This is a genomic window from Blastococcus sp. SYSU DS0973 (assembly GCF_054051055.1).
The window spans coordinates 66,608-86,742 of the sequence record NZ_JBJHAN010000010.1 but is presented as its reverse complement, the minus strand read 5'-3'; the positions used below and the strand labels follow the sequence as shown (position 1 = coordinate 86,742).

The window sequence follows — 20,135 nt, the reverse complement described above, 5'->3', positions numbered from 1 at the left end:
CCCGCCCGGAGCGCCGGGCGGGCTCGTACCGGGGGAAGCAGACTCGGCCGCATGGCACCCCCCGACGTCCCCGCGGCCACCGCTCGCGCGGGCCCCCTGCTCACCTGCCTGGTCACCGGGGCCACCGGGTACGTGGGCGGCCGCCTGGTGCCCGAGCTGCTCGCCGCCGGCCACCGCGTCCGGGTCATGAGCCGCTCGCCGGAGCGGCTGCGGGACCACCCGTGGGCCGGGGACGTGGAGGTCGTGCGGGCCGACGCCGCCGACGCCACATCGGTCGCCGCGGCCTGCGAAGGGGTCGACGTCGTCTACTACCTGATCCACGCGCTGGGCACGGGCCGCTCCTTCGAGGCGGCCGACCGGCACACCGCGACGGTGATGGCCGGGGCGGTGCGCGACGCAGGGGTCGGCAGGCTCGTCTACCTGGGCGGGCTCGGGCCCGAGGACGAGCAGCTGTCGCCGCACCTGCGCTCGCGGGCGGAGGTCGCGGCGATCCTGCTGGGCTCCGGCATCCCGACGGTCGTGCTGCGGGCCGCGGTGATCCTCGGGTCGGGGTCCGCATCGTTCGAGATGCTCCGCTACCTGACCGAGCGGCTCCCGGTGATGGTCACCCCGCGCTGGGTGCACAGCCGCATCCAGCCCATCGCGGTCCGGGACGTCCTGCGCTACCTCGTGGCCTGCGCCGGGCTGCCGGCCGAGGTGCACCGCTGCTTCGACATCGGCGGCCCGGACGTCATGAACTACGCGGAGATGATGCAGCGGTACGCCCGGGTGGCCGGCCTGCCGCGGCGCCGGATCCTGCCGGTGCCGATCTTCACGCCCTCGCTGTCGAGCCACTGGGTCGGCGTCGTCACGCCCGTGCCCGCCGGCATCGCCCGCCCCCTGGTCGAGTCGCTCCGCAACACCGTCGTCTGCGCCGAGCACGAGATCGCGCAGTACGTGCCCGATCCGCCGGAGGGCCTGCTCGGGTTCGACGACGCCGTCCGGCTGGCCGTGCAGCGGGTCCGCGACTCCGCCGTCTCGACCCGCTGGTCGTCGGCATCGGTGCCCGGCGCCCCGTCGGACCCGCTGCCCACCGATCCGGACTGGGCCGGCGGCAGCCTCTACGTCGACGAGCGGGTCCGCTCCACCGCGGCATCGGCGGAGGAGGTGTGGCGGGTGGTCGAGGGGATCGGCGGGGACCGCGGTTGGTACTCGTGGCCGCTGGCCTGGCGGGTGCGCGGCCGGCTGGACCGGGCGGTCGGCGGGGTGGGTCTGCGACGCGGCCGGCGGGATCCCGACCAGCTCTACGTCGGCGACGCCCTGGACTTCTGGCGGGTGGAGGAACGGGAGGTCGGGCAGCTGCTGCGGCTGCGCGCTGAGATGCGGCTGCCCGGGCTGGCCTGGCTGGAGTTCCACGTGGAACACGACGCCGCGACCGGGGGGACGACGCTGCGCCAGCGGGCCACCTTCGCCCCGCGCGGGCTGTCCGGGCACCTGTACTGGTGGGCGATCGCCGTCTTCCACGGGTTCGTCTTCGGCGGGATGCTGCGCGGTGTCGTCCGCGCCGCCGAGCGCAGCGGCTGACCCGGTCCACCGGCTGTCCCGGCCCACCTCGCGTGGTCCCGGCTCAGCGTTCACGGTGAGCCAGCACCACGAACGACCAGGTCACCTGATCGTCACCGGTGCGCCGGTGGTCGCGCTCCGTCACCTGCAGGCGCAGCAGCCGGTCGGGAAAGGGTCGGCCGGGTCGGGAGGATCACACCCCCGGCCGTCCGCCGGAGAGCTCACTGCTGGGCGCTCCGTCCTCTCAGGCGCCGGCGGCCAGGGCGCCGGCGACGGCGGTGAGCAGCCGGGCGTGGTGCTCGAGCAGCTCCGGTCGGTGCCCGTCGGGCCGGACCGCGGCCACGAACCCGGCGGCGGACCAGAACTCGTCGCCGTCGTCGCTGCCGAGCAACAGGCCGTGCACGGACTGGTCCTGGGCGAGCCGCCGCAGCTGCGGGCTGTCCTCGGCGGCCAGCAGCAGCCAGCGGGCGTCGAAGGTCGGGTCGCCGCTCGGCATCGGCACCATGCCGCCGGTGCCGTGCCGCCAGAACCGGGCCGGGGCGAGCCGGAAGCCGGGCACGCTGCCGAGCATCGGGACGGCGGTGACCGCGTACTCGGGGACGAGGCGGCGGCGCTCCACGTAGACCACGTCGAACGCCACCAGCTCGAGCCCGTCCGCCCGGCCGCGCAGCACGTTGCCCGCCCGGTGGTCCTTGGTGGCGCGCACCGGCGCGCTCGAGATGAGGTCGGCGAGGACAGCGTCCTCGGGTGCCGTGCCGTCGGACACGGTCCAGCCGCGCTGCACCGCCCAGCCCTGGGCTCCGACGGGGTCGCCCTCGTAGGCGAACACGCGCTCGACGGCGCCGGGCTCCCGCCGACGTCGACCGAACAGGCCGCCCCAGCGGCCGGGTGGGACGGGCGGCTGCGGGCCCGTGACCGGCGGTCCCTGCGGCGGCGGGGCGTCGTGCGGAGCCAGGTCCGGCGGCTGCTGCTGCGCCGGGCGGGACGGCTCGGCGGCGGGCAGGTCCCAGCCCGGCGGCTGCCAGGGTCGGCCGGCCGGCTGCTCGTCCCGGGGCGTCTTCCGCCGGTCGGTGACGTCGGGACGGTCCTCGTCGTCACCGGCTCCGCCGGACCCGAGGTGCGGCGGCTCGCGCCAGCCGCGGCCCTCGCCGTCGTCGAAGCCGTTCCGGTCACCGTCGCGGGGGGTGCTCATCGCTGCATCGTCCTCCCGGCGCCGGCCCGCCGGCCGGGCGCCTCATCCGTAGGTGTCGCGCGGCCCCCGCCCGCGTACCGACCGCGGGCCCTTCTTCCAGCTGGGAGCCGTCGGACCGACAACGCGCAGCCGCGTCACGACGTCCCCGCCGACCTGGGCGCGCAGCTTGCCGAGGATCGACGGCGCGAGCAGGCGCAGCTGCGTCGCCCAGGCCGTGGACTCGGCGATGACCAGGAGCTCCCCCTCGCTCAGGGTCTCCGGCCGGCAGTGCGCGGCGATGTCGGAGCCGACGATCGCGTCCCACCGGCCGAACACCGAGCCGACCAACGTCTGCGACGACCAGTCCTCCGAGCTGACCAGCGAGTCGACCAGGCGACCCAGCGGCTGGGGGTCGTCGGCGCCCGGTCGCGGCCCGCTCCAGGCGCGCCGCGGACCGGCGATCCGCCGGCGGGTCGGCCTGGGGCGGGCCGCCGACGCCGCACGGGCCGCCTCGAGGGCGGCGCGGGCGATGTCGCTGGGCCGAGCCGGCCGGTCGTCGCTCACGGCATGCCTCCCTCGCCCACCGGGACCGCATCCTTCACCACGAGGGCCATGCCGCTCCCCACCTCGACGCGTGTCCCCCGCAGCTCCTCGGGGACGTCGTCTACGACCGCCGCGGTGATGAGCGTCTGCTCGGCCGAGCGGGCGACCTCGGAGAGCGCCGCCCGCCGATCGGCGTCCAGGGTGGCGAACACGTCGTCGAGGATCAGGATCGGGTCCTCGCCGTCCCTGCGCAGCAGCGCGAACGTGGCCAGCTTGAGAGCCAGGGCGAGCGACCACGACTCCCCGTGGCTGGCGAAGCCCTTCGCCGGGGCGGGGCCGAGATGGATGACCATGTCGTCACGGTGCGGCCCCACCAGCGTCATGCCCCGGTCGAGCTCGTCCCCGCGGCGCTCGGCGACCCGGGCCCGCATCGCCTCGGTCAGGTCCGCGACCGAGGGCAGCTCGTCGCCGGCCCGCAGCGCCGCGCCGTCCCCGGCCGGCGGAACGGTCGAGCTGTAGCCGAGCCCGGCGACCGCGGCCCCCTCCCCGGCGACCCGGGCGTAGGCCCCGGCGACGTGCGGCGCCAGGTCGGCGAGCAGCCGGAGCCGGGCGTGCAGCAGCTGCCCCCCGAGGTCGGTGAGGTGGCCGTCCCAGACGTCGAGGGTCTCCATCGCCTTGCCACGGGCCAGCCGGGCGGTCTTCAGCAGCGCGTTCCGCTGCTTGAGCACCCGCTCGTAGTCGCTGCGCACCCCCGCCAGCCGTGGCGTGCGGGTGGCCAGCAGCTCGTCGAGGAAGCGGCGTCGCTCGGTGGGGTCGCCCCGCACCAGTGAGAGGTCCTCCGGCGCGAACAGCACCGTGCGCACCAGCCCCAGCACCTCCCGCGGGCGGGGCAGGGCGGCCCGGTTGACCCGCACCCGGTTGGCCTTGCCGGGGTTGATCTCGATCTCCACGAGCAGCTCCCGGTCACCCCGGCGCAGGGCCGCGCGGACCACCGCCTGGCTCGCACCGTGACCGACCAGAGGCGCGTCACCGGAGACCCGGTGGCTGCTCATGGTCGCGAGGTAGCCGACCGCCTCGACGAGGTTGGTCTTGCCCTCCCCGTTGCGGCCGACGAACACGGTCGGCCCCGGGGACAGGGCCAGGTCCGCCCGGTCCCAGCTGCGGAAGGAGCCGACCTGCAGGTGCCTGAGGTACACGTCAGCCGCCTGGTGAGTTCCTGGAACGGCCCCCGTGCAGGGCCCCGGCGCGAGCCTGCGAGCGGTGGGGGGCACGGGGGTCCTTCTTCACGCGGGGCGCTCGGCCTCCTGCGCCTGCACGGCCCGCACCGCGTGCCCGCCGAACTGGTTGCGCAGCGCGGCGACCGCCTTCATGGTCGGCGAGTCCTCCTGCCGGGAGGAGAAGCGGGCGAACAGCGAGGCCGCGATGGTGGGCACGGGGACGGCGTTCTCGATCGCCTGCTCGACGGTCCAGCGGCCCTCGCCGGAGTCCTCCGCGTAGCCGCTGATCTCCTCGAGCTCCGGGTCCTCGTCCAGCGCCCGGACCAGCAGGTCGAGCAGCCACGAGCGGATGACGGTGCCCTGCGTCCAGGACGCGATGACGCCCGGGACGTCCTCGACGAGGTCGACGGCGGCCAGCAGCTCGTAGCCCTCGCCGTAGGCCTGCATGAGTGCGTACTCGATGCCGTTGTGGACCATCTTGCTGAAGTGGCCCGCACCCACCGGCCCGGCGTGCACGAAGCCGGCACCGGGCATCTCCTGCCCGGACTCGTCGTGCGGCGCCGGCGGCTTGAGGGCGTCGAAGATCGGCTGCGCCGTGGCGACGTCCTCCTTGGTGCCGCCGACCATCAGGGCGTAGCCGTTCTCCAGGCCCCAGACGCCGCCGGAGACCCCGGCGTCGATGTAGCCGATGCCCTTCTCGCGCATCATGACGTCGTGCACCTGGTCGTCGGTGTACTTCGAGTTGCCGCCGTCGATGACGACGTCGCCCGGGCTCAGCAGCTCGCCCAGCTCCTTGACCGTCGCCTTCGTCGGCTCGCCCGCGGGCACCATCACCCAGACGACGCGGGGCGCCTCGAGCGCCTCGACCAGCGCGGGCAGGCTGTCGACGTCGCGCCTACCGGGGTTGCGGTCGTATCCCACGACCTCGTGCCCGGCTCGGCGCAGCCGCTCGGCCATGTTGCCGCCCATCTTGCCCAGCCCGATCAGACCCAGTTGCACGTCTCGCCCCTCTTCGACCTCGACTGCGTTGCCTGTCATCGTGCTCGCCCCAGGGCCTCCTCGCAGAGTGCCGCTGCGGACGTGTGCGCGGCGGAGGGCCGGGTGGCCGTCCGCTAGCCCGGGAGACGCACCGGCATGATCAGGTACCGGTAGCTCCCCGCCCGCTCGACCGACGCCGGCTTGTCGTCGTCGGCCGCCGGCTCCTCGACCCCGGAGAGGACGGCGGGCTTCAACGGGCTGGTGAAGTCCATCCGGACACGATCGGTGTGCACCGCCGCCAGCCCGTCGAGCAGGAACGTCGGGTTGAAGCCGATGGTCAGCGGGTCCCCGTCGAAGTCGACGTCGCAGCGCTCCTCGGCCTGCCCCTCGTCGTCGCTGCCCCCGGCCCGCAGGGTGACCTGGCCGGGGGTGAACTCGCAGCGCAGCGGGGTGCCCCGCTCGGCCACCAGCGCCACCCGCTTGGCGGCGTCGGTGAACAGGCCGACCGGCAGCGTGGCGTTGGCCAGCGACTCGTTGGGCATGATCGCGCGGTACTTCACGAACTCGGCGTCCAGCAGGCGGGTCGTGGTCTGCCGGTCCTTGCCGGAGAGGCCGAGGATGCCCTCGCCCGAGCTGCCCGAGGACAGCGACAGCGTGATCTCCGGGCCGCTGGTCAGCGTCTTGGCCGCCTCGGCGAGCGTGCGGGCCGGGACGAGCACCGCGGCCGACAGCCCCGCGGTCTCCGGCCGCCAGGCGAACTCGCGCACCGCGAGGCGGTACCGGTCGGTGGCGGCGAGGGTGATCAGGTCGTCCTCGATCTCCAGCCGGACGCCGGTGAGCATGGGGAGCGTGTCGTCCCGCCCCGCGGCGACGGCCACCTGGGCCACGGCCTCGGCGAAGACGTCGCTGTCGACGATCCCCGCCGCCGACGGCATGGAGGGCAGCGACGGGTAGTCCTCGACCGGCAGGGTCGGCAGGCTGAACCGGGCGTTGCTGCAGGTGATGGCCAGGCGCGGGCCCTCGGCGGTGATCTCCACCGGGTGCGGGGGGAGGGCTCGGGTGATCTCGGCCAGGAGCCGGCCGGGGACGAGCACCCGGCCGTTCTCGCTGGTCTGGACGTCGACCTCGGAGCGGGCCGACACCTCGTAGTCGAAGCCGGAGACCGACAAGACGTTGCCGTCGGCCTCGAGCAGGATGCCCGCCAGCACCGGCACCGACGGCCGCGGCGGCAGGCTGCGCGCCGTCCAGGCGACGGCGTCGGCGAGCACCTCACGTGCCACCCGGAACTTCATCTCTCGACCCACCCATGTTCGGTCCGCCCCCCGCGGGCCACCGGGAGGGCGGCCGGCACGGCACGGAGCTCGTCGTTCGTTCTGCTGCGGGGCGAGGGCTCCGCTGCGGTGCTCATCGTGCCTGTTGCAGTGCCCCGTGGGGAAACCCCGGTCCCTCGACGGGTGCCGGGAGGTCCTGTTCGCTGCGCTCCGGGCGCCTGCGGAGCGCAGCGTCCCCACCCAGAGTGTGGTTCAAGGATTCCTCGAGACAACTCCCTCATCCTCGTCATCACTGGTGTGGAAGCTGGGGATCGGGCCCCTTCTCGCAGGTCAGCCGCCGATCGGGGGTGTTGGCCGACTGTGGGTGGTCAGCGTCTTCCTGTTGTCGACACGTGGACAGATCGACGGTTGTGCACCGTGACCGGCGGCGGTCCACCTGCTGTCCCCTGCGTCTCCCCGGTCCGTCCCCAGGTGGCGTGCAGCGCGCGGCCGGGATCGCGCCGTGCGCTGCGTCCCCGGCCCGGCCTAGAGGGCATCGGTGCAGGTCAGCGGCGTGCGACGGTGATCCCGGCCGTAGCGGTGCAGATCTCCGCCGGGCCGGCCGCGACGCGGCGTGACGGCGTCGGTCCGACTTTCCCCCAGCTGTGCACATTCCTGGGGACAACTTCTCGACGAGTCGATGCCGGTCGCCGCCGTCCTGCGGCTCATCGTGCGGAAGACCAGCGATTCCGCCGTCCCCAGGGATCCACACAGGTGTGGACAACCACTTGTCGACCGCGCCGGGACCGTGACCGGCAGGCGTCCGGACGGTGACCGGATCGGACCCGGACCGTCACCGCCGGCGGCCGTGCGACCGGTGTCCGGCAGGGCCGCCCGAGCGCAGGGGATCCGGGGGCGGGAGGGCACCGGCAGGCCCCTACCGAGTCGGGCCGGCGGGTCCGCGCAGGGGTGGGGAGGACGGTCCTCCTACTGCCGGGCGCGGCTCTTGATGCGGGCCGTCAGCTCCGTGACCTGCGTGTACGTGGCACGCCGCTCGCTCATCAGGTTGGTGATCTTCTTGACCGCGTGCATGACCGTGGTGTGGTCCTTGCCGCCGAAGGACGCCCCGATGCGCGGCAGGGACAGCTCCGTGAGCTCCCGGCACAGGTACATCGCGATCTGCCGTGCGTTCACCAGCGTGCGGCTGCGGTTGGTGCCCTGCAGCTCCTCCATCGTCACGGAGAAGTACTCCGCCGTGGCCGCCATGATGATGGCGGCGGTGATCTGCGGGCCCTGCTCGTCGCTGATGAGGTCCTTGAGCACCAGCTCGGCCAGCGGCAGGTCGACCTGCTGCTTGTTCAGGCTGGCGAACGCGGTCACGCGGATCAGTGCGCCCTCGAGCTCGCGGATGTTGGTCTGCACCTTGCTGGCGATGAACTCCAGCACCGGGTCGGGGACCTGGAGCCGCTCGCCCCACGCCTTCTTCCGCAGGATGGCGATGCGGGTCTCGAGGTCCGGCGCCTGGACGTCGGTGATCAGGCCCCACTCGAAGCGGGTGCGCAGCCGGTCCTCCAGCGTCGTCAGCTTCTTGGGCGGACGGTCGGAGGTGATCACGATCTGCTTGCTGGCGTTGTGCAGCGTGTTGAAGGTGTGGAAGAACTCCTCCTGCGTGCGCTCGGCCCGCTCGAGGAACTGGATGTCGTCGATCAGCAGGAAGTCGATGTCCCGGAACCGGCGGCGGAACTCCTCGGCCCGTCCGGAGTGCACCAGGTTGATGAACTCGTTGGTGAACTCCTCCGTGCTCACGTAGCGCACCCGGACGTTGGGGAACATCCGCGCCGCGTAGTGGCCGATCGCGTGCAGCAGGTGCGTCTTGCCGAGCCCGGACTCGCCGTAGATGAACAGCGGGTTGTAGGCCCGTGCCGGTGCCTCGGCGACGGCGACGGCGGCGGCGTGGGCGAACCGGTTGCTGTTGCCGATGACGAAACTGTCGAAGACGTACTTGGGGTTCAGGCCCGGGTCGAGGCCGGTGGGGCGGCCGGCCTCGGGGCGGCGCGTCCGGGCACCGGACGCCCCGCCGGAGCGGCGTTGCTCACCAGCCGAGGCGTCGACGTCGAACGGCAGCACCTCCGCGCTGCGCTCGTCGTCGGCACCGCCCCAGTCGCGGGCCCCGGCGCCACCGGCCGCGCCGGCGCCCCGGGCCGTGGTGCTCCAGTCCTCCGGCGCGCCGCGGTCCACGGGCGGCCGTTGCGGTCCGTCGGCGGGGTGCAGCTCGCGCACCTCGGGGAAGTCGGCCCGCGCCGGCCGCTCGGCGCTCGCGCCGCGGTCCCAGGGCGCGGCGGTGCCGACGACGTCGGTGCGCACGCCGAACGCGCTGCGCCCGTCGTCGGCCCGGTCGCGGGTGGCCCGGTCCTCCTCCGCCCGCTGCGCCTCGGCGGCGGACCAGGGCCGGCGGACGGGCTCCTCGTCGCGGTGGTCGGCCGACGGTGCCGCAGGGGCATCCTCGAGCTGGACGGCGACGCGGATGTCGCGGCCGAACTGCTCGGACAGCGCCTCGGCGAGCACCCGGCGCATACGCGACTCGAGCACCGTCTGGGTGAACTCGTTGGGTGCGGCGAGGACGGCGGTGTCCTCGACCAGGCCCAGCGGCCGGGTGAGGTTCAGCATCGCGTTCTGCTGCGGGGACAGGCTGGTCGCCAGTCGCTCCCGGATCTGGTCCCAGACCGTGGCCAGGTCCAGCGTGGCATCGGCCATGCCGTGTCGTCCTCCCATGCAGTCGACCCCGCGGCCGCTCCCGGCGTCCCGGCACCTGCCGTGCCGGTCTCCCCGCGACCCGCGTCCGTCCACCGGTGGATGCCCCGGTTGTGGACACACGAACGCATGTGGTCCACATCGGTGTCCACAGGCTGTGCGCGGCCGGCAGGATGGTGCGCCGGCTCCGCGAGGAACTACGGCCGGTGCAGCATCTTCGCTGGTCACGGCCCAGATCGGGCGGCTGGAGGAGTGGCTCGGCGGTCGGTCGACCGACGGGGTCGGCCCGCGCGTCGTGACCCTGACGCCCGACGCGGAGCGACGGCGACGCTAACAGCTCCATCCACAGCCGGGCAACGCCGCCGTGGCCGTCGGGCGCGCCCCGGGGTCGACGGGACCGTCCCTTCCCCGGCGCGCCGGGGAAGCCGCCGCGGTCCCGTGGGGCCATCATGGGCGGTCGTTCGCCGGCACGTCCCGGTCCTCGGCTATGCTTGCCGCAGTCTGTGGACGGGTCTGCCCGTTCCCGGCCGCTGCAGCGTGCCTGCGCCGGTCGGGTGCCGGTCCGGCGCTCCGCAGTGCCAGCTTCCGGGTGGCAGGGGCGGCCGTCGTGCCGACCCGACACCCTGCGCGCCCCCGTCCACCGACGGGAGCGCACCGCCGATGTCGTGTAGTGGGAGTACCTCGTGAGCAAGCGCACGTTCCAGCCGAACAACCGTCGCCGGTCCAAGACCCACGGCTTCCGGCTGCGGATGCGGACCCGCGCGGGCCGGGCGATCCTCGCCACCCGTCGGCGCAAGGGCCGCGAGAAGCTCTCCGCCTGACGTGCTGCCTGCGCAGGCACGCCTGCGCCGGCGCCCGGATTTCACTGCGGTCGTCCGTTCCGGCCGGCGCGCCGGGCGGCCGACCATGGTGCTGCACCTCCTTTCCGAACGGCCCGAGCAGCCGACCGGCGACCACCCGTCGCCGGTGGCTGCGCGGGCCGGTTTCGTGGTGGGCAAGAGCGTGGGCAACTCGGTGGTCCGCCACCGGGTGACCCGTCGCCTGCGGGCCGTCGTCCGGGCCGAACTCGGCCGGCTCCCGGCCGGTGCCGACCTGGTGGTCCGGGCCCGTCCGGAGGCCGCGACCGCGGACTCCGCCGTGTTGCACCGCGACCTGTCCGCAGGCCTGGACCGGTTGCTCGGCGACCGGGCGCGGGCGCGATGAGCGCCGGCCGCGTGCCGACCCCGCACCGCTCGCCCGTCGCTCGGCTGCTGCTGCGCGCGGTGGGCTTCTACTCCCGCGCCATCAGCCCGGCCCTCCCCCCGCGCTGCCGGTTCCACCCCACGTGCAGCGCCTACGCGGCCGAGGCCGTGGCCCGTCACGGCGCGGGACGCGGCACCTGGCTGGCGATCGTCCGGTTGCTCAAGTGCGCCCCCTGGCACCCCGGGGGCGTCGACCTCGTCCCGCCGGTGACCGGGCGGCGCGGAACCGGGACGGGCGCCCGCTCGTCCAGCTCAGCGGCACGCCCCTCGGGTGCGCCGTCCGATGACCCCGGCCGCGAGGCCACCCCGCCGGCCGCGTGCCGGACCCCGCAGGAGGAGTCCTCCGTTGCTTGACTGGCTGTACACCGCGATCTCCTGGGTGATGGCCCGGTGGCACTCGCTCTGGGACCTGGTCCTCGGTGACCCCGCGCCGGAGACGGCGCTCGGCGGGCTGAGCTGGGTGCTGGCGATCGTCTTCCTGGTCGTCACGATCCGGCTGATCCTCTTCCCGCTGTTCGTGAAGCAGGTGAAGTCGCAGCGGGCGATGCAGGAGCTGCAGCCCGAGATCGCCAAGCTGCGCAAGCAGTACGGCAGCGACCGCCAGGGCATGGCCGTCGCGATGCAGCAGCTCCAGAAGGAGCGCGGGGTCAACCCGCTGGCCGGCTGTCTGCCGATCCTGCCGCAGATCCCGATCTTCCTGTCGCTCTTCCACGTCCTGCGCCGGCTGGCGCCGGGCAAGGACGGGCTGTACTCGTGGACCGACGAGCTCACCGACGAGGCGGCGCGCGCCAAGCTCTTCGGGGCCCCGATCTCCTCGTCGTTCAACATGAGCGGCGCCAAGGAGCAGGCGATCCTGGGGATCCAGGGCGTCAACTACACCAACATCCGGATCGTCGCCTTCGCGCTGATCCTGGTCATGTGCGCCACGACGTACTTCACGCAGCGGCAGATCATGTCGCGCTCCGGCCCGGTCGAGGGCCAGGCCGCCATGATCCAGAAGCTGATGCTCTACGGCGTCCCGATCAGCCTCTTCGTCTCCGGCTTCATCTTCCCGATCGGCGTCCTCATCTACTGGATGGTCAACAACCTGTGGACGCTGGGCCAGCAGTTCTTCATCCTCCGCAAGATGCCGCCGCCCGGCTCCGACGCGGCGAAGGCCAAGGCCGCCGAGGGCAAGCCCGTGGTCGACCCGCGCACGCTCGCGCCGAAGCCCGGCGCCAAGCCGGTCCGCTCGAAGCAGGGCGCGCCGACGACGCCCCCCACCACGCCCCCGGCGACTCCGACGACCGAGGCGACCGGCAGCACCGCGGCCGGCGCGGACGGTTCGCCGGCGGCCGGCGGCAACGGTGCGCGGCCCGCGTCCGGCGGCTCGGCCAACGGGACGCCCCGTGCCGGCGGCGGTTCCCGTCCGGGCCCGGGGCAGGGCCCGGCCAACCGCGGAAAGCGGAAGCGGCGCTGACCACCGCTCGACCGCTCCGCCGCCGGCACGTCCGGCACACCGACCACCGGGGACACCCGGCCGCCGCACAGAACTGGGAGGAACACCCGTGAGTGCTCCGCAGCAGCCCGTGACAGACAACGCGCCCGCCCTGCCCGACGCCGACCCGGCCAGCGACGACGCCGTCGTCGAGGCCGTCGAGGTCGAGTCGCGCGGGGCCGGTGGGAGCGGTGACGACCTGCTGGTCCGGGAGGGGGACGTCGCCGGTGACTACCTCGAGCGCCTCCTCGACATCCTCGACGTCGACGGCGACATCGACCTGGACGTGGAGGGCGACCGGGCATCGGTCGCGATCGTCGGTGGCCGCCTCGACGACCTGATCGGTCCCGACGGCGCCACGCTGGAGGCGCTGCAGGAGCTGACCCGGCTCGCCGTCGCCCAGTCGACCGGCGTGCGCAGCCGGCTGATGCTCGACGTCGGCGGCTACCGGGCCAAGCGCCGGGCCGACCTGACCACCCTCGCCGGGGAGACCGCACGCCGGGTCTCCTCCAGCGGGCAGCCGGAGCGGCTCAGCCCGATGAACCCGTTCGAGCGGAAGGTCGTCCACGACGTCATCGCCTCGGTCTCCGGGGTGCACAGCGAGTCGGAGGGCGAGGAGCCCAACCGCCGCGTCGTGGTCCTGCCCGACAGGTGACCGACGGACGTCCGGCGCCGGGCGCGGCCGCGTCCGGGGGGGCGGCTCCGCCCGCGCCACCGGCCGCGGCCACCGGTGTCTTCGGCGAGGCGCTGCCGGTGGCGCAGCGGTACGTGGCGCGGCTGGCCACCGACGGGGTCACCCGCGGCCTGATCGGGCCGCGCGAGGTGCCCCGGCTGTGGGAGCGGCACGTGCTCAACAGCGCGGCGGTCGCCGAGGCCGTTCCGCGGGGCGCCCGCGTCGTCGACGTCGGCAGCGGTGCGGGGCTTCCGGGGATCCCTCTGGGTCTGGCCCGGCCGGACATCGCGCTGACGCTGGTGGAGCCGATGGCTCGCCGGGTCGAGTTCCTCGAGGAGGCGGTGGCGGACCTGGCGGGCTCGTCGTCGTGGCGGGTGGTGCGGGGGCGCGCCGAGGACCGGGGCGTCGTCACGGCTGTCGGCCGGGTGGACGTGGTCACCGCGCGGGCTGTCGCGCCGCTCCCCCGTCTCGTCGGCTGGTGCCGAGGGTTGCTCCGCCCGGGAGCCCAGCTGGTGGCGCTCGTCGGGGCACGAGCCCTGGAGGAGCTCCCCGGCCTGCTCCCCGAACTCAGGGCTGCGGGAATGCGGGACATCGAGGCGCGTGCCGTCGGTGCATCCCTGGGAGACGCTGCCACTACCGTGGTGGTCATGACGCGCGGAGAACGGTGAGGATGCTCGGGCGAGCGACCCTGTTCCACGTGGAACAGGTCCAGCTACCCGAAGGGTTCCACGTGGAACTCCGACGGCAGAGGAAGGATCCGCGATGACTGACCCGGGCGAGCGGCTGCGCAGCAACCTCGCCGCAGACCAGTCGTCGGCGCAGTCCTCCGGAAGCCTGGCGGACTTCGACAGCCCGATCGCCATGGAGGCGCTGCGCGCCACGCGCGTCCTCCACGCCGCCGATCAGGAGCCCTTTCCGGCGCCCGGGCGGATCAGGGTCATCACCATCGCCAACCAGAAGGGCGGCGTCGGCAAGACCACGTCGACGGTGAACCTGGGGGTGGCGCTCGCCCTGTACGGGCTGCGGACGCTGGTCATCGATCTCGACCCCCAGGGGAACACGAGCACCGCTCTGGGGGTGGAGCACACCGTGGGCACCCCGAGCATCTACGACGCGCTCGTCGGCGACAGCACGCTGTCCGAGGTCGTGCACCCGACCACGGCCAGCCCGAACCTGCTGTGCGTGCCGGCGACCATCGACCTGGCCGGCGCCGAGATCGAGCTCGTCTCCGTCGTCGCCCGGGAACACCGCCTGCGTCGCGCGATCGAGGCCTACGTCGCGGCGCTCCCACAGGACCGCCGACCGCACTACGTGCTGATCGACTGCCCGCCGTCACTGGGTCTGCTGACGCTCAACGCGCTGGTGGCGGGTGACGAGGTGCTCATCCCCATCCAGTGCGAGTACTACGCGCTCGAAGGCCTGGGGCAGCTGCTCAACAACATCGACCTGGTCCGCCAGCACCTCAACCCGGGGATCGCCGTCCGGACCATCCTGCTCACGATGTACGACGGGCGCACCAAGCTGGCCGACCAGGTGGCCGACGAGGTGCGGAACCACTTCGGGGATCTGGTGCTGAACGCGGTGATCCCCCGGAACGTCCGCGTCTCCGAGGCGCCCGGCTACGGGCAGTCCGTGCTGACCTACGATCCGGGGTCCCGCGGGTCCACCAGCTACGTGGAGGCCGCCCGCGAGCTCGCCCAGCGCGGTGTCGCCCTGGAGCCGCTCGACAGCGGTGCCGGCAGCAACGGGGCCACCCCGGTCGGCGCGCTCGCCTTCGGTGAGACCGCGGTCCCCTTCCGCACCCAGGATTCCCAGTGAGCACCACCGCCAGCGAGGAGCAGTCATGACGAAGCGAGGCGGCCTGGGACGCGGGCTGGCGGCGCTCATCCCGACCGGACCGCCCCCCACTGCTGCCCCGGTGGCGGCCGCACCGGCCCCGGCGCCCGCCCCCGAGCGTGACGAGACCGGCCGGCCGGGCGAGCGCGCGGCGAACGGTGCCGGTGAGCAGACACCGGAGTCGTCCTCCTCGCCGGTCAGCCTGGTGCCCGCGCCTCCCGCCACGGCGGAGAACGGGGCCGTCGGGGTGCCCGGTGCGCAGCTCCGCGAGGTGGCGGTCGATGACGTCGTCCCGAACCCGAAGCAGCCGCGGCAGGTCTTCGACGACGAGGCGCTGGAGGAGCTGACGCACAGCGTCCGGGAGTTCGGCCTTCTCCAGCCGATCGTCGTCCGCGAGGCCGGCGACGGCCGCTACGAGCTGATCATGGGTGAGCGCCGGCTGCGCGCATCCCGTGCGGCGGGGCTGGACAGCGTCCCGGCGATCGTGCGGGACACCACCGACGACGCCATGCTGCGCGACGCGCTGCTGGAGAACATCCACCGCGTCCAGCTCAACCCCCTGGAGGAGGCCGCCGCCTACCAGCAGCTGCTGGAGGAGTTCGGGGCCACCCACGAGGAGCTCGCGCAGCGCATCGGCCGGAGCCGTTCCCAGGTCACCAACACCATCCGGCTGATGAAGCTGCCGGTGAAGGTGCAGACCCGGGTCGCCGCCGGGGTGATCTCCGCCGGCCACGCCCGTGCGCTTCTCGGACTGCACGACGCCGAAGCCCAGGACGCGCTGGCCACCCGCATCGTCGCCGAGGGGATGTCTGTCCGCGCGACCGAGGAGGCCGTGGCGATGGCCGCGGCCGAGCAGCCGACGGCCAAGCGCCGGGCGCGGAACCTCAGCGCCCCCGGGGTCGAGGAGCTGGGGTCCCGACTCTCCGACATGTTCGAGACCAAGGTGAAGATCCAGATCGGCCGGGCCAAGGGCAAGATCGTCGTCGAGTTCGGCTCGGTCGACGACCTCCAGCGGATCATCGGCGTCATGGCGCCGGAGATCACCGGACGCCGCGCGGAGGATTGAGCGACGCCATCCTCAGGAGTGAGGCACCTTGCGTCACTGACGTAAGGTGCCTCACTCCGTCGCGGGGCCTGTGGTCAGCCGGTGGAGCCGGACCGGCGGGCCAGCAGCCGGGCGAGGACATCGCCCAGCTCGTATCCGGCCGCCTCGACCGCCATCGGGAACATGGAGGTCTCGGTGAGACCCGGCGAGACGTTCACCTCGAGGAAGTGGACGTCACCGTCCGGCGTGACGATCGCGTCGGTGCGGGAGAGGTCGGCCAGACCGAGCACCTCGTGCACCCGGACGGCGACCTCCGCCGCCCGGGCGGCGACGGCGTCGGGAATTCGTGCCGGAGCGTGGTACTCGGTGAGCCCGGGGGTGTAGCGGGAGGTGTAGTCGAAGACGCCGGACTCCGGTTCGATCTCGACGGCGGGCAGCGCCTCCGGCCCGTTGCCGAGGTCGACGACGGCCAGGGCGACCTCCACCCCCTCGACGTACCGCTCGACCATCACGGTGTCGCCGTAGGCGAAGCAGCTCACCATGGCCGCCGGCAGGTCCTCGACCCGGCTGACCTTCTGCACGCCCAGGGCCGAGCCGCCGGACGCGGGCTTCACCATGAGCGGCAGGCCCAGGCGGGCGACCATCAGGTCGAGCACTGCCCCGGCGCCCAGCTCGCGGAAGGTGCTGTGCGGAAGGGCGACCCAGTCCGGCGTCGTCACCCCGGCCGTCCGGACGACCGACTTGGCGGCCGGCTTGTCCCAGGCCAGGCGGCAGGCGGCAGCCGGCGACCCCACGTAGGGGACCCCGGCCAGGTCCAGGACCGCCCGGAGGGCGCCGTCCTCTCCGGTGGCGCCGTGCAGGGCGATGAAGACGGCGTCGGCGGGCACGGCGGCGAGTCCCGGCAGGAGCTCGGCGTCGGCGTCCCGCAGCTCCGCGTCGAGCCCGGCGCGGGTCAGCTCCTCGACCACCTGGGTGCCCGAGGAGAGGCTGACCTCTCGCTCGAACGTCAGCCCACCGGCGAGCACGACGGCGCGTAACGGCTCCGACGGGGTGCCGGGGGCCGGTACGGGCGCGGCGGCGGACTCGGTCATGCTCGGCCGTCCTCGTATCGGTCGCTGTTGGCCGGCCCGACCATGGACTCGGCCTCCTGGCCGGAGCCCGCCCGGACGGCCCGGAAGGTTCCGGTGTCGACCTTGTCGAAGGTGGAGTGCAGGTCCAGCTCGGCCTCGATGACGCGCGCCAGGCGGCGCACGCCCTCCCGGATCTGGTCCGGCTCCGGGTAGCAGTAGGACAGCCGCATGTACTCCTGGCCGCTGCCATCGGCGTAGAAGCCGATGCCCGGCACGTAGGCCACCAGGGAGCCCACGGCGCGGGGCTGCATCAGCTTGGCGTCCAGACCGGCCGGCAGCTTCAGCCAGACGTAGAACCCGCCGTGCGGGTGGGTCCAGGTGGTGCCGGCCGGCATCATGGCCTCGAGGGACTCCAGGCAGGCGTCCCGCCGCTCGCGGTACAGCTCGGTGAACAGCTTGATCTGCTCGCGCCAGGGCTGGGTGTCCAGATACCGGGCGACGGCGTACTGGGTGAGGGACGGCGGGCAGAGGACCTGCGCCTCGGTGGCCAGGACCAGCTTCTCCCGGACGGCCAGCGGGGCGAGGACCCAGCCGACGCGCAGCCCCGGGGAGAAGGTCTTGGAGAACGAGCCGAGGTAGATGACCCGGTGGGCGTCGCGGGCCCGCAGCGCGCGCATCGGCTCCTGCTCGAAGCCCAGCAGCCCGTAGGGGTTGTCCTCGATGATCAGCAGGTCCCAGCGCTCGGCGATCGCCATGATCGCCTCGCGGCGAGGCTCCGAGAGGGTCACGCCGGCCGGGTTGTGGAAGTTCGGCACCGTGTACAGGAACTTCACCCGGTCACCCGCGGCGCGGCAGGCGACCAGCGCCTCCTCCAGCGCCTCGGGGATGAGCCCGTCGTCGTCCATGGCGACGTGCCGGACCCGCGCCTGGGCGGCCTGGAAGACCCCCAGGGCGCCCACGTAGGACGGGCCCTCGGCGAGGATCACGTCGCCCGGGTCGCAGAAGACGCGGGTGACCAGGTCCAGGCCCTGCTGGGAGCCCACCGTGACCACGACCTCGCTGGGCGAGGCGTCGGTGATGCCCTCGAGGGCCATGACGTCGCAGATCCGCTCGCGCAGCCGGGGGTCACCCTGTCCAGAGCCGTACTGCAGCGTCTGCGCGCCCATCCCGGACACCAGGTCGCCGATCATCGAGCCGACGGCGTCCAGTGGGAGCGCGGTGACGGCGGGCATGCCGCCGGCGAGGGAGACCACCTCGGGCCGGCTCACGACGGAGAACAGCGCCCGGATCTCCGAGGACTTCATCCCGTGGGTCCGTGCTGCGTACCGGTCGGCCAGCGGGTCGAGCCGCGGATGCCGCGGCGCGGGATGGGGATGCGCACCGAGGTGCGCCCCCTGCTGTCCGGGACCGGCAGGCGTGCCGGGCGGGATGGTGGCCACCTTCAGGAGTGTAGGCAGCCCCGAGGCAGCGGCCGCGCGCAACACGTCAGGAGGACGGACCGGTCGGTCACGCCGACCGCGTCACGCCCTCCCGGGGAGGACGAACGTGCCGGTCGGCGGATCGGCCTCGGCGGGGAGGTAGAGCCGCTGGACGGCGGCGAGGACGCCGTGGGCGATGGCGCTGCGGACCCGTGCGTCGAGCAGCAGCAGCCGGTCGACCGGGTGGGAGAGGTAGCCGCAGTCCAGCCGCACCGCGGGCATGCGGGTCATCCGGAGGATGTCCCACGTCTTGGCGTGCGACCCGAGGTCGAGCATGCCGGTGCGGGCCACGACCTCGCGGCGCACCAGGTTGGCGAACTGCTCCCCCACCGTGGACGACGCCCCGGAGCCGGTCCCGTAGTAGTAGCTGGCCACGCCGCGGGCGTGCTCGGAGCCGTGGGCGTCCAGGTGGAGGGAGATGAACAGGTCGGCCCGGGCGTCGTTGGCGAAGGCGGTGCGCTCGGCGTGGGCCGGAGCCTGCGCGCGACCCCGGGTGAGGTACACGGTGGCCCCGGCAGCGGCGAGCCGGCCCTCGATCCGCGAGGCGAGGTCGAAGACGAGGTCGGCCTCGGTGGTCTCACCGGCGATGAATCCGGGATCGGTTCCACCGTGCCCCGCGTCGACGACGATCCGGCGGCCGATCAGGTGCGGTCCGCTCTCCACGAACGAGGCGCTCTGCCGCAGCAGCTGCGGCCGCCCGCCGGTGACCTTGCGGCCGAGCTGGCGCAGCGCCCGCAGCGTGGCCGGCCCGCAGGTGCCGTCGGAGGTGAGGCCGTAGTCCCGCTGGAACGCCCGCAGACCGACCTCCGTCTCGGGCCCCAGGATGCCGTCGGCGCGGCCGGCGTCGTAGCCCAGCTCGAGCAGCCGCTCCTGCAGATTGGTCACGTCGTCGCCACGCATCGGGCGCTCGGGGTCGTAGCGGAGCAGACGGTCACCCAGCGACCAGCGGGCCTCGCTGAGCGCCCGGTAGGTCTCCTCGCCCACCCGTCCGTCCACGGACAGGCCGCGCACCTGCTGGAAGTGGCGGACGGCGAGTTCGGTGGCGGCGTCGTACTCCGCGGACTCGAGGCCCGGATCGCCGCCGTCGCCGGCGGAGGGGAGGAGGCCGAGGCTGCGGAGGGCGGCGTGCACGTCGGCCACGGCCGGCCCGCGGTCCCCCGGCCTCAGAGGCTGCATGCGGCTGTCGGTTCCCATCACAGCTCCGCTGGGGAACTGGAGAGCTTTGCCGTTCTCATCATCGTGTCACCGATTGTCGTCCCTCCCGCCGTGGACGGCGCACCGGGGGCAGGCGATCCTCCCCCGGTGACGGCGAAGGCCCACCCGTCCGGTGGACGGGTGGGCCTTCGCGGTGCACAGCGTGATGGAGGACCTGCCCGCCCCTGCCGCTCGCACGCTCGCGGCGGACCCCGCAGGCAGGCCGGAACCGGCGCGTCAGCCGATGTAGTCGGCCAGGTCGCTCAGGATGGCGCCCTTGGGCTTGGCGCCGATGATGCTCTTGACCGGCTTGCCGCCCTGGAAGACGGTCATGGTCGGGATCGACATGACCTGGTAGTCGCGGGCGATCTGCGGGTTCTCGTCGATGTTGAGCTTGGCGATGGTGAGCTTGTCACCGTGCTCGGAGGCGATCTCCTCCAGCACGGGGGCGACCATCTTGCACGGCCCGCACCACTCCGCCCAGAAGTCGACGAGCACGGGCTTGTCGCTGCCCAGCACGTCGGTGGCGAAGCTGGCGTCGGTGACGGTCACGGTGTTGCCTGCCATGGTCGTTCTCCCTCTCGGTCGACTGGCTCGTTGCTGGCGCTGACGAGTCTCCGCCCGCACAACCGTGCGGGCTGGGTGGTTATGCCCGGCGCGGTCGTGAGG

At 73.7% G+C, this 20,135-nt stretch carries 19 protein-coding genes; 9 read left to right on the top strand and 10 right to left on the bottom strand.

Annotated features, from left to right (window positions below; translation table 11 throughout):
- Positions 1 to 51 precede the first annotated feature (51 nt).
- Positions 52 to 1,563 carry an SDR family oxidoreductase gene (locus ACI791_RS15795; RefSeq protein ID WP_456586896.1) on the top strand — a complete coding sequence of 504 codons (1,512 nt, stop codon included), beginning with the start codon at positions 52 to 54 and terminating at the stop codon, positions 1,561 to 1,563.
- A gap of 223 nt (positions 1,564 to 1,786) precedes the next feature.
- Here the strand turns inward: ACI791_RS15795 and ACI791_RS15790 are convergent, their stop codons facing one another.
- The 6 genes from ACI791_RS15790 to dnaA form a co-directional block, all read right to left on the bottom strand.
- On the bottom strand, positions 1,787 to 2,734 hold the full coding sequence (locus tag ACI791_RS15790; RefSeq protein ID WP_456586895.1) for a hypothetical protein: 948 nt from the start codon (positions 2,732 to 2,734) through the stop codon (positions 1,787 to 1,789).
- Between the two features lie 42 nt (positions 2,735 to 2,776).
- The gene (locus tag ACI791_RS15785) at positions 2,777 to 3,277 is read right to left on the bottom strand and encodes a DUF721 domain-containing protein (protein WP_347058709.1); all 501 of its coding nucleotides are present in this window, start codon (positions 3,275 to 3,277) and stop codon (positions 2,777 to 2,779) included.
- Positions 3,274 to 4,452: a DNA replication/repair protein RecF gene (gene recF / locus ACI791_RS15780; protein ID WP_456586894.1), complete on the bottom strand. Its 1,179-nt coding sequence runs from the start codon at positions 4,450 to 4,452 to the stop codon at positions 3,274 to 3,276. Before recF ends, ACI791_RS15785 begins: the two co-directional genes overlap by 4 nt.
- Before the next feature lie 87 nt (positions 4,453 to 4,539).
- Complete coding sequence (gnd, locus tag ACI791_RS15775; protein ID WP_456586893.1) at positions 4,540 to 5,511, bottom strand: phosphogluconate dehydrogenase (NAD(+)-dependent, decarboxylating); 972 nt, start codon at positions 5,509 to 5,511, stop codon at positions 4,540 to 4,542.
- Positions 5,512 to 5,585: 74 nt separating this feature from the next.
- Positions 5,586 to 6,743: a DNA polymerase III subunit beta gene (gene dnaN, locus ACI791_RS15770; protein ID WP_456586892.1), complete on the bottom strand. Its 1,158-nt coding sequence runs from the start codon at positions 6,741 to 6,743 to the stop codon at positions 5,586 to 5,588.
- Between the two features lie 945 nt (positions 6,744 to 7,688).
- Positions 7,689 to 9,455, bottom strand: coding sequence for a chromosomal replication initiator protein DnaA (gene dnaA / locus ACI791_RS15765; RefSeq protein WP_456586891.1), 1,767 nt, complete (start codon positions 9,453 to 9,455; stop codon positions 7,689 to 7,691).
- A gap of 680 nt (positions 9,456 to 10,135) precedes the next feature.
- On the opposite strand from dnaA, the gene rpmH reads away from it, so the two are divergent.
- From rpmH to ACI791_RS15725, 8 genes are all read left to right on the top strand, one after another.
- Positions 10,136 to 10,273, top strand: a complete 138-nt coding sequence (rpmH, locus tag ACI791_RS15760; RefSeq protein ID WP_091930872.1) for a 50S ribosomal protein L34 — start codon at positions 10,136 to 10,138, stop codon at positions 10,271 to 10,273.
- A gap of 1 nt (position 10,274) precedes the next feature.
- The gene (rnpA, locus tag ACI791_RS15755; RefSeq protein WP_347058704.1) at positions 10,275 to 10,655 is read left to right on the top strand and encodes a ribonuclease P protein component; all 381 of its coding nucleotides are present in this window, start codon (positions 10,275 to 10,277) and stop codon (positions 10,653 to 10,655) included.
- 11 nt (positions 10,656 to 10,666) lie between these two features.
- The gene (yidD, locus tag ACI791_RS15750; protein WP_456586890.1) at positions 10,667 to 11,047 is read left to right on the top strand and encodes a membrane protein insertion efficiency factor YidD; all 381 of its coding nucleotides are present in this window, start codon (positions 10,667 to 10,669) and stop codon (positions 11,045 to 11,047) included.
- On the top strand, positions 11,040 to 12,152 hold the full coding sequence (yidC, locus tag ACI791_RS15745) for a membrane protein insertase YidC (protein ID WP_456586889.1): 1,113 nt from the start codon (positions 11,040 to 11,042) through the stop codon (positions 12,150 to 12,152). Before yidD ends, yidC begins: the two co-directional genes overlap by 8 nt.
- A gap of 88 nt (positions 12,153 to 12,240) precedes the next feature.
- On the top strand, positions 12,241 to 12,825 hold the full coding sequence (locus ACI791_RS15740) for a Jag family protein (RefSeq protein ID WP_456586888.1): 585 nt from the start codon (positions 12,241 to 12,243) through the stop codon (positions 12,823 to 12,825).
- Complete coding sequence (gene rsmG, locus ACI791_RS15735) at positions 12,822 to 13,511, top strand: 16S rRNA (guanine(527)-N(7))-methyltransferase RsmG (RefSeq protein ID WP_456586887.1); 690 nt, start codon at positions 12,822 to 12,824, stop codon at positions 13,509 to 13,511. Before ACI791_RS15740 ends, rsmG begins: the two co-directional genes overlap by 4 nt.
- A gap of 94 nt (positions 13,512 to 13,605) precedes the next feature.
- Complete coding sequence (locus tag ACI791_RS15730; protein WP_456586886.1) at positions 13,606 to 14,661, top strand: ParA family protein; 1,056 nt, start codon at positions 13,606 to 13,608, stop codon at positions 14,659 to 14,661.
- A 25-nt stretch (positions 14,662 to 14,686) separates the two neighbouring features.
- The gene (locus tag ACI791_RS15725; RefSeq protein WP_456586885.1) at positions 14,687 to 15,745 is read left to right on the top strand and encodes a ParB/RepB/Spo0J family partition protein; all 1,059 of its coding nucleotides are present in this window, start codon (positions 14,687 to 14,689) and stop codon (positions 15,743 to 15,745) included.
- Positions 15,746 to 15,819: 74 nt separating this feature from the next.
- Here the strand turns inward: ACI791_RS15725 and ACI791_RS15720 are convergent, their stop codons facing one another.
- The 4 genes from ACI791_RS15720 to trxA form a co-directional block, all read right to left on the bottom strand.
- On the bottom strand, positions 15,820 to 16,815 hold the full coding sequence (locus tag ACI791_RS15720; protein ID WP_456586884.1) for a D-alanine--D-alanine ligase family protein: 996 nt from the start codon (positions 16,813 to 16,815) through the stop codon (positions 15,820 to 15,822).
- A complete protein-coding gene (locus ACI791_RS15715; protein WP_456586883.1) occupies positions 16,812 to 18,233 on the bottom strand; it encodes an aminotransferase-like domain-containing protein in 1,422 nt (473 codons plus the stop codon). Before ACI791_RS15715 ends, ACI791_RS15720 begins: the two co-directional genes overlap by 4 nt.
- An 81-nt stretch (positions 18,234 to 18,314) precedes the next feature.
- Complete coding sequence (locus ACI791_RS15710; protein ID WP_456586882.1) at positions 18,315 to 19,448, bottom strand: N-acetylmuramoyl-L-alanine amidase; 1,134 nt, start codon at positions 19,446 to 19,448, stop codon at positions 18,315 to 18,317.
- Between the two features lie 255 nt (positions 19,449 to 19,703).
- A complete protein-coding gene (gene trxA / locus ACI791_RS15705; protein ID WP_347058694.1) occupies positions 19,704 to 20,033 on the bottom strand; it encodes a thioredoxin in 330 nt (109 codons plus the stop codon).
- Positions 20,034 to 20,135 lie beyond the last annotated feature (102 nt).

Coding starts and splice junctions, on each gene's coding strand:
- ACI791_RS15795 (WP_456586896.1), top strand. CDS start 52: ATGGCACCCCCCGACGTCCCCGCGGCCACCGCTCGCGCGGGCCCCCTG.
- ACI791_RS15790 (WP_456586895.1), bottom strand. CDS start 2,734: ATGAGCACCCCCCGCGACGGTGACCGGAACGGCTTCGACGACGGCGAG.
- gnd (WP_456586893.1), bottom strand. CDS start 5,511: ATGACAGGCAACGCAGTCGAGGTCGAAGAGGGGCGAGACGTGCAACTG.
- dnaN (WP_456586892.1), bottom strand. CDS start 6,743: ATGAAGTTCCGGGTGGCACGTGAGGTGCTCGCCGACGCCGTCGCCTGG.
- dnaA (WP_456586891.1), bottom strand. CDS start 9,455: ATGGCCGATGCCACGCTGGACCTGGCCACGGTCTGGGACCAGATCCGG.
- ACI791_RS15730 (WP_456586886.1), top strand. CDS start 13,606: ATGACTGACCCGGGCGAGCGGCTGCGCAGCAACCTCGCCGCAGACCAG.
- ACI791_RS15725 (WP_456586885.1), top strand. CDS start 14,687: ATGACGAAGCGAGGCGGCCTGGGACGCGGGCTGGCGGCGCTCATCCCG.
- ACI791_RS15720 (WP_456586884.1), bottom strand. CDS start 16,815: ATGACCGAGTCCGCCGCCGCGCCCGTACCGGCCCCCGGCACCCCGTCG.
- ACI791_RS15710 (WP_456586882.1), bottom strand. CDS start 19,448: ATGCAGCCTCTGAGGCCGGGGGACCGCGGGCCGGCCGTGGCCGACGTG.
- trxA (WP_347058694.1), bottom strand. CDS start 20,033: ATGGCAGGCAACACCGTGACCGTCACCGACGCCAGCTTCGCCACCGAC.